Below are 7,687 nucleotides of genomic sequence, written 5' to 3'. Positions count from 1 at the left end.
ACCTCTTTAGGCCTTGCTATGGTTTTTAGTCGATTGAAATCGACCCTACAGAAGCTATAAAACCTGAACAGTTAGTTTTTCAGATTGGTATTAAAGCCCGAAGTGAGAGGTGTTTTGCTTTAACGTACAACGGTCAGCGTAAAGCGCAAAACGTACAGCGTTATTTTTGTCGATACCGTATTAGTCCTTTCATCTTTTAATCAGAGTTAATTATGTGGTCCGCTTTTTTTAATGCTAGCCGCCACCGTCAGGTGTTTGCGCTAGCCATGCCCATGGTGTTGTCTAATATTACCGTCCCTTTATTGGGGCTGGTTGACACTGTGGTGATTGGTCACCTAGATCATGCCTATTATTTAGGTGGGGTTGCGGTGGGCGCGACCATTATTAGCTTAATTTTTTGGTTGTTGGGCTTTTTGCGGATGTCGACTACCGGCCTTGCAGCACAAGCGGTGGGGGCAAGAGATAACGAACGACTCTTACAAGTATTGGCGCGAGCCTGTTTATTGGCAGGCTTGCTGGCGCTGATCATTTTATTATTACAGCAACCCATCACCGACTTGGCCTTTTGGCTGGTAGGGGGCAGTGCTGAGGTTCAAATGTATGGCCGTGAATATGTGTCGGTCCGAATTTGGAGTGCCCCGGCGGCATTAACCAATTTAGTGTTACTGGGTTGGTTGCTAGGAAATCAAAATGCTCGTGCCCCTATGCTGCTGCTTATTTTAGGAAACGGCGCCAATATTTTACTCGATATTTGGTTTGTGCTGGGGTTAGGCTGGCAGGTAAAAGGTGCCGCCGCCGCTTCTGTGTTGGCCGACTACTTAGCCACAGCGTTAGGAGCTTGGTTGGTGTGGCGCACTTTGCAGCACAGAGCGTGTTGGCCCACACCGGGCTTTTGGTTGCGCACTCTACAGCTTGACGCTTTTAAAAAGCTGCTAGGTCTTAACCGCGATATTTTTATTCGAGCGCTCTGTTTGCAGCTCACCTTCGCCTTTATGACCTTTCAGGGCGCACGCCTAGGTGATGATGTGCTTGCCGCCAATGCAGTGTTAATGAACTTTTTAATGTTTATTTCATTTGGCTTAGATGGCTTTGCCTATGCGGTAGAAGCCATGGTGGGTAAAGCGGTGGGGGCACGTAATCGTGCTGAATTTCGCTTAGCCTGCGCGCTTAATGTGTTTTGGGGCTTGGTGGTGGCACTGGTGTTTGTACTGATCTTTAGCCTATTTGGTTCTACACTGATCCAGCTTATTACCAGTATTACTGAGGTACAAGATCAGGCTCGTATGTATCTACCTTGGCTGATGCTGATGCCATTAGCTGCCTGCTGGTGCTTTATTTTAGACGGTATTTTTATTGGTACCACCCGAGGAGCAGACATGCGCGATATGATGTTGATATCAACCTTTGGTGTGTTTTTTCCGGTGTGGTTTATTGCGCAATCGCTGGGCAATCATGGTTTGTGGTTGGCCATGAGCTTATTTATGTTAGCGCGAGGTATCACGCTAGCGTGGGCCTGGTGGCGTATAGAAAACCGACAGGGTTTTATTAGCGACGATAGCTATCACGATATAACAATGTGATAGCTATTTTGTTAAATAATACTCGTGACTTAGATTGGACTTCTTCTTTTTAATAGAAGGCTTTCTAACTAGAGCACTTTACTTAAAAACTCTTGCGTTCTGGCCTGTTGAGGATGGTCGAATAAGGCCGCTGGCTTATTTTCTTCTAGAATTTTTCCTTCATGAATAAACACCACGCGGTCGCTTACTTCGCGGGCAAAGCCCATTTCGTGAGTCACCACCACCATGGTCATTCCCTCTAATGCCAGCTGTTTCATTACCGCTAGTACTTCGCCGACCATTTCAGGGTCGAGAGCAGACGTAGGTTCATCAAACAGCATGATTTTGGGGTTCATGGCCAAGGCGCGCGCGATGGCGACCCGCTGCTTTTGTCCACCGGATAATTCACCTGGGTAGGCATCGGCTTTATCAGACAGCCCTACCTTATCTAATAACTCGAGTGCACTTTTCTTAGCGGTGGCTTTAGCAGTACCTCTTGCCTTGATCGGGGCCAAAGTAATGTTGTCTAGCACTGTTTTATGAGGGAATAAATTAAAGTGCTGAAACACCATGCCGACTTCTTGGCGAATTTTATTAATGTCTGTGTTTATAGCCGTAATATCTTGGCCATCGATAACTACCTGCCCAGAAGTAATATCGTCGAGCCGATTTAAGCAACGCAAAAAGGTACTTTTGCCCGAACCCGAGGCGCCAATGACGCACAGCACTTCTTTAGCGGCAACATTGGTAGTTATACCTTTGAGTACTTCATTACTGCCAAAAGATTTCTTTAAATTCTTTACTTGAATGATACTCATGGTAAACGACACCTCCGCTCCAGATAGCTAGATAATAACGAGAGCAAATAGATAACGATAAAGTACATCGCACCCACCGCGATCCATATTTCAAAGGCCTTAAAAGTCGCGGCAATTTGCACCTGACCTTTTTGGGTAAGATCGGCAATGCCAATCACAGACAGTAATGAGGTGTCTTTTAAGCTGATAATGGCCTGATTGGTAAAGGCGGGTAGCATGCGTCGAAAAGACTGCGGCAAAATAACATAACGCATACTTTGATTGCTGGTTAAGCCCAATGAACGTGCTGCTTCATTTTGGCCCTTATCCAATGATTGGATACCAGCGCGGATAATTTCAGAGTAATAGGCACCGGCGTTAATGGCGACGGTAAAAATGCCAGCCGACTCTCTATCTAAGCTGATAAAGCCTAATGAATTTAAACCAAAATAGATAAAAAACAGCTGCACCAAAATAGGAGTGCCACGGATGATGTCGACAAAAATTTTTGCAAGCCAGGTTAACGGCTTGATGGGTGATAAACGGAGTAAGGCGAGTACTAAACCAATGCCAAAGCCTAAGATAATCGCAATCACAAATACTTTTATGGTGACTTGTAGCCCTTGCCATAAATAAGGGAGAGACTGAATGACTACATCCATATTTGAGTCCTTAAGTGCTAGGCCCTCATAAAAAAGTCGTTAACTCTCGCGCAATGTTGGCTTACGAGTTAACGACCTTATGAGTGCTTAATCTAAATAAGTGTTCATGATTTCATCGTATTCGCCGCTCTCTTTTAGATTGGCAAGACCATCGTTAATCATCTGTAATAGTTCGTCATTCTTACCCTTGAGTACCGAGATGCCATAGTCATCACCGGTGAGTCGTTCACCCACGGTTTTTAGTTTTAAGCCTCCAGTGGCGATGGCATAGCTGATCACGGGGTAATCTTCCATTAAGGCATCAGCCGTACCATTGGTAACTTCTTGAAACATAGAAGCACTGTCGCTGACTTGAATAATGCTGTAGCCATATTCATCGGTATTGTTATTGGCGAATGACGCACCTACGGTGCCATTTTTGACCACGACTTTTTTGTCGGGCAGGTCAACCAAGCTGGCAATATTCATGTTGTTTTCAGCCACAACTAATGACACGCCTGCTGCAAAGTAAGGGTCAGAAAAATCGACGGTTTCCTTACGTTTATCGGTAATACTCATTCCGCCCATACCAATATCTAGCATACCGGCTTGCATGGCAGGGATGATGCCTGAGAAATCCATTTGTTCGATATTAATTTCAAAGCCTTGGTCTTTAGCGATAGCGGTAATTAAGTCCACATCTATCCCGACCAACTTGCCATTTTGCGTAAATTCAAACGGAGGATAGGTATTGTCTACCCCTACGTTATAGACTTTATTTTCAGCATTAGCCGCGCTGCTTGTAGTTTGGGTCTCTGGCTTATCACAAGCCGTTAACCCGAGGGCGGCAACTAAACTTAACAAGGCTACGTTCTTCTTCATACTAACTTACCCCTTCCATAAGGTTATGTTCACATTTCACTTACACTCTAAGCGAGAGAAATACTAACTTTATAAAAAATCACTTTGTAAACAATGATGTATGAACTTGTCACTTAACTATTTTAAGCTATTAGAAAAGCCGATAGCTGTCAATTTATTGTTAATGAAATAAAGCGAAAGTGAGCGTTAGGACTCATGCTACTTTGAGTTATGCCGTTTGGTTTTGTATTAAGTGAGCTCAGCGATAATGGCATTGAGCGAGCTTTGCAGTAGAGCAACACTCACCCCTAATGACAGACCCCGTTTCCCACCTGAAACTAACACCTCTGTGTGTAATTGTGCCGAAGCATCGACGACCGTGGTTAGCCGTTTCTTTTGTGCAAAGGGGCTAATGCCGCCTACTTTATAACCGGTGAGTCGCTCCGCTTTGGCAGGCTGCATCATTTCTAGTTTTTTAACTCCGGCCGCCTTGGCTAAACGCTTTAAATTGACCTTGGCCGAAGCCGGCACCAGTGCCACTACCGCACCTTGCTCGCCTTCGGTGAGCAGTGTCTTAAATACTTGTTCTAATGGCACTTGTAACTGGGTAGCGGCATGAGCGCCAAAATCATCATGCGCCGTACATGCATATTGATGCAGGGTAAAAACAGCATTGCTCTTTTCTAAAAACAAGATGGCGGGTGTCATCACAAGGTCCGATATTGTAAGGCAGTAGGTGCAATTATGCCGGTATCTAGCTTGATAGCGAAGCGACAAAAAGCCCCAGTGCCGACAGGCACTGGGGCTTTTTTATATTTTTCTTACCGCTTAAAGCTGACAGCTATGTTTTAACCCGTATTGCGCATGCCGGCGGCGATACCGGCTATGGTGACCATAAGCGCCTGGTCTAATAGCGGATGTAGCTCCCCTTCATGTTGGCGCGAGCGGTTGAGCAACTCTGCCTGTAATACGTTAAGGGGATCTGTATAAGGATTACGTAATTTAATCGACTCTTTGATCCAAGGCTCATTAGATAGCAGCTCGGCTTCTTCTTTTAGTTGTAAAATAAGCGTCATGCTGTCTCGTAACTCATCCCGTAAACGCTTGCCCAAAGGCTTAAGTTCATTGCTCACTAACAAGCTGTCATAATAGGCGGCTAAGCTGATATCGGCTTTTAAAAACACCATTTCAAGCATATCGAGTCGAGCTCTAAAGAATGGCCAGCCTTCATTCATGGCGATCAGCGTATCTTTATTACCTGCGTTAATCACCGCCTCTAATCCTTTATGCGCCCCTAGCCAAGCCGGCAGCATTAAGCGGTTTTGTGTCCACGCAAAAATCCACGGAATAGCCCGTAAGCTTTCAACTCCCCCCTTGGGGTTACGCTTAGCAGGGCGTGAGCCCAATGGCAATTTACCCAGCTCTAACTCGGGAGTGGCAGCCCTAAAGTAGTGCACAAAATCCGGCTCTTCGCGAATAAGCGAGCGATAGTGGGCACAGGAAACATCACTCATGTGCTCCATTAGTGCACGCCATTCGGGCTCGGGCTCAGGCGGTGGCAGTAAGTTGGCTTCTAATACGGCACTGGCATACAGGGCTAAGCTGTCGATGGCCACCTTGGGTAAACCAAATTTAAAGCGGATCATTTCGCCTTGTTCAGTGACCCGCAATCCGCCAAGCGTTGAGCCTGGGGGTTGTGCCAAAATAGCTTCGCGGGCTGGGCCACCCCCACGACCTAGGCTGCCGCCACGGCCATGAAATAAGGTGAGTTTGATCTGTTCTCGGTCACTGATGGCAACTAACTTTTCCATGGCACTGTATTGCGCCCAGCCTGCGGCCATCATACCGGCATCTTTTGAGGAGTCAGAGTAGCCAATCATCACATACTGGCGACCTTGCATATAGTCGCGGTACCAAGGTAGGGCATATAACTGCTCTATAACCTCGGCTCCGTTATTCAGATCTTCCAAGGTTTCAAATAGCGGTGCCACTGGCATGGGGAAATTAACGCCGCACTCTTTGAGTAATAACTGCACGGCCAGCACGTCTGAGGGAGCACCGGCCATCGAAATGGTATAAATACCAAAGGCATCGGCGGGGTGCTTGGCAATCACACAGCAGGTATCTAATACTTCTTGCGTGTCGGCACTGGGTTGCCATTGGCTGATGGCGCTGTGTCTGGGTAACAGCGGGCGGCGTGATTGCAGCTCATTGAGTAAAAAGCGCTGCTTATCAGCCTCATTCCAATCGCCGTAATGGCCAAGCCCTAGGTAATCTGTTATTTCGCTTAACGCTTGGGTGTGGCGTTCGCCATCTTGGCGAATGTCGAGTTTGAGTAGGTGAATACCAAAGCAGGCGACTTTGCGGATCACGTCCAGTAATAAGCCATCGGCAATTTTTCTTAAGCCACAAGCTTGCAATGAGCGATAACACAATTCGAGAGGCTGGCGTAATTGTTCCGTGGTGGTAATTAAGTCACGGGCATCGGTACGCTGGCCTTGTACCTGTGCATTAAGATAGGTCAGGGTTTCGCGCAGATCTTCGCGCAGCGTGCGCAATAGAGCGCGATATGGCTCATTGGTTTCGCCGCGCATTTTAGGCAAAGACTCGGTGGCCAGGTGCAGCTCATCTGTGGCTTGTGACATCGACAGCTCAGAAACCAGCTCTTGAATGTCGGTTAAAAACAGCGAGCTGGCCATCCAGCGGCCAAGGAGTAGCACTTCTTGGGTGACTTTAGCCGTAACAAAGGGGTTGCCGTCGCGGTCGCCGCCCATCCAAGAGGTAAAGCGCACCGGAGCGGCATCTAAGGGCAGGCTCACACCTAATTGCGCTTGTAGTTGCTGATCGAACTGGCGCATAAATTGCGGCAGTGCTGGCCACAGGCTATTTTCGATCACCGCAAATCCCCAGCGCGCTTCGTCAACTGGGGTAGGGCGCTGGGTGCGAATTTCATTACTGTGCCAAGCTTGGGCAATTAACTGCTCAACGCGAGTGAGTAAAGTGGCTTTTTCCGCTTCGGGCAAGTCTAGCTCAAGGGCTGCTAAGCAGTCATTCAGTTGTACATGCTTATGAATAAAGGTGCGGCGGGTGACTTCGGTGGGGTGTGCGGTTAATACCAAGTCAATATCGAGGTCGGCCACTGCGGCTTTTATTTTATCTTCGCCAACATTGGCGTGCGTTAAGTGCTCCAGTACTTGCTGGATAGGGCCAGCACCTGCTGCTTGTTGAGTGTGACGTGACACGGTATGAAATTGCTCGGCGACGTTGGCCAAGTTTAAAAATTGATTAAACGCACGGGCTACCGGCAATAGCTCGTCATCACTGAGTTGCTTTAGGGTGTTGATAAGGCGCTCTTGATCGTGATCGTTGCCTTGGCGCGCCGACTTGGCTAATTGGCGTATGGTTTCTACTTTATCGAGAAACGCCTGGCCGTGGTGATCCTGAATGGTCTCCCCCAGCAATTGCCCCAGCAGACCTACATTGGCCCTGAGTGGTGCATGATTATCCATATTAGCCTCGTCTGTTTACGTTATTGTTGTTTCTGCGAGTACTTATATAGCCAGCTTGTAGCTGAGCGGTCAATTTTGCAGGCCGAGTAAACAAAGGATTTGCGATCGGGTTCGAATATTAGGGGCAGCGCCAAGCGCCAAGCGCCAAGCACCAAGCACCAAGCGCCAAGCGCCCAGCGCCCAGCGCCAAGCACCAAGCGCCAAGCACCAAGCGCCAAGCAAAACAAAGAGGCGTGGCAAATGGGGTTTTGGTTCTAGGGCTAACAGCGAGATACCGGGGCCGTCATACCGGGCTGCGATCCGGTACCGGTATGAGGGGG

The 7,687-nt window shown here is 47.8% G+C and carries 6 protein-coding genes; 1 reads left to right on the top strand and 5 read right to left on the bottom strand.

Annotated elements, in window-relative coordinates:
* Positions 1–212: 212 nt before the first annotated feature.
* The gene (gene dinF, locus ACTHY5_RS02780) at positions 213–1,580 is read left to right on the top strand and encodes an MATE family efflux transporter DinF (RefSeq protein WP_441876042.1); all 1,368 of its coding nucleotides are present in this window, start codon (positions 213–215) and stop codon (positions 1,578–1,580) included.
* 68 nt (positions 1,581–1,648) lie between these two features.
* On the opposite strand, the gene ACTHY5_RS02775 is transcribed toward dinF, so the two are convergent.
* From ACTHY5_RS02775 to ppc, 5 genes are all read right to left on the bottom strand, one after another.
* On the bottom strand, positions 1,649–2,377 hold the full coding sequence (locus ACTHY5_RS02775; RefSeq protein ID WP_441876039.1) for an amino acid ABC transporter ATP-binding protein: 729 nt from the start codon (positions 2,375–2,377) through the stop codon (positions 1,649–1,651).
* Positions 2,374–3,018 (bottom strand): amino acid ABC transporter permease, encoded by a 645-nt coding sequence (locus ACTHY5_RS02770; protein ID WP_441876036.1) that lies wholly within the window; start codon positions 3,016–3,018, stop codon positions 2,374–2,376. The genes ACTHY5_RS02775 and ACTHY5_RS02770 overlap by 4 nt, the downstream gene beginning before the upstream one ends.
* A gap of 87 nt (positions 3,019–3,105) precedes the next feature.
* The gene (locus ACTHY5_RS02765; RefSeq protein WP_441876033.1) at positions 3,106–3,879 is read right to left on the bottom strand and encodes a transporter substrate-binding domain-containing protein; all 774 of its coding nucleotides are present in this window, start codon (positions 3,877–3,879) and stop codon (positions 3,106–3,108) included.
* 228 nt (positions 3,880–4,107) lie between these two features.
* Entirely contained in the window at positions 4,108–4,566 is a 459-nt protein-coding gene (gene ybaK, locus ACTHY5_RS02760; RefSeq protein ID WP_441876030.1) for a Cys-tRNA(Pro) deacylase, read from the bottom strand.
* 140 nt (positions 4,567–4,706) lie between these two features.
* Positions 4,707–7,367 carry a phosphoenolpyruvate carboxylase gene (gene ppc, locus ACTHY5_RS02755; RefSeq protein WP_441876027.1) on the bottom strand — a complete coding sequence of 887 codons (2,661 nt, stop codon included), beginning with the start codon at positions 7,365–7,367 and terminating at the stop codon, positions 4,707–4,709.
* Between the last annotated feature and the right edge of the window lie 320 nt (positions 7,368–7,687).

Origin of the sequence: Oceanisphaera sp., assembly GCF_052084945.1 — a bacterium.
In the GTDB taxonomy this organism is placed as follows: Bacteria; Pseudomonadota; Gammaproteobacteria; order Enterobacterales; family Aeromonadaceae; genus Oceanimonas.
The sequence above is the reverse complement of the archived record's forward strand: the minus strand, read 5'-3'. Positions and strand labels throughout refer to the sequence as shown.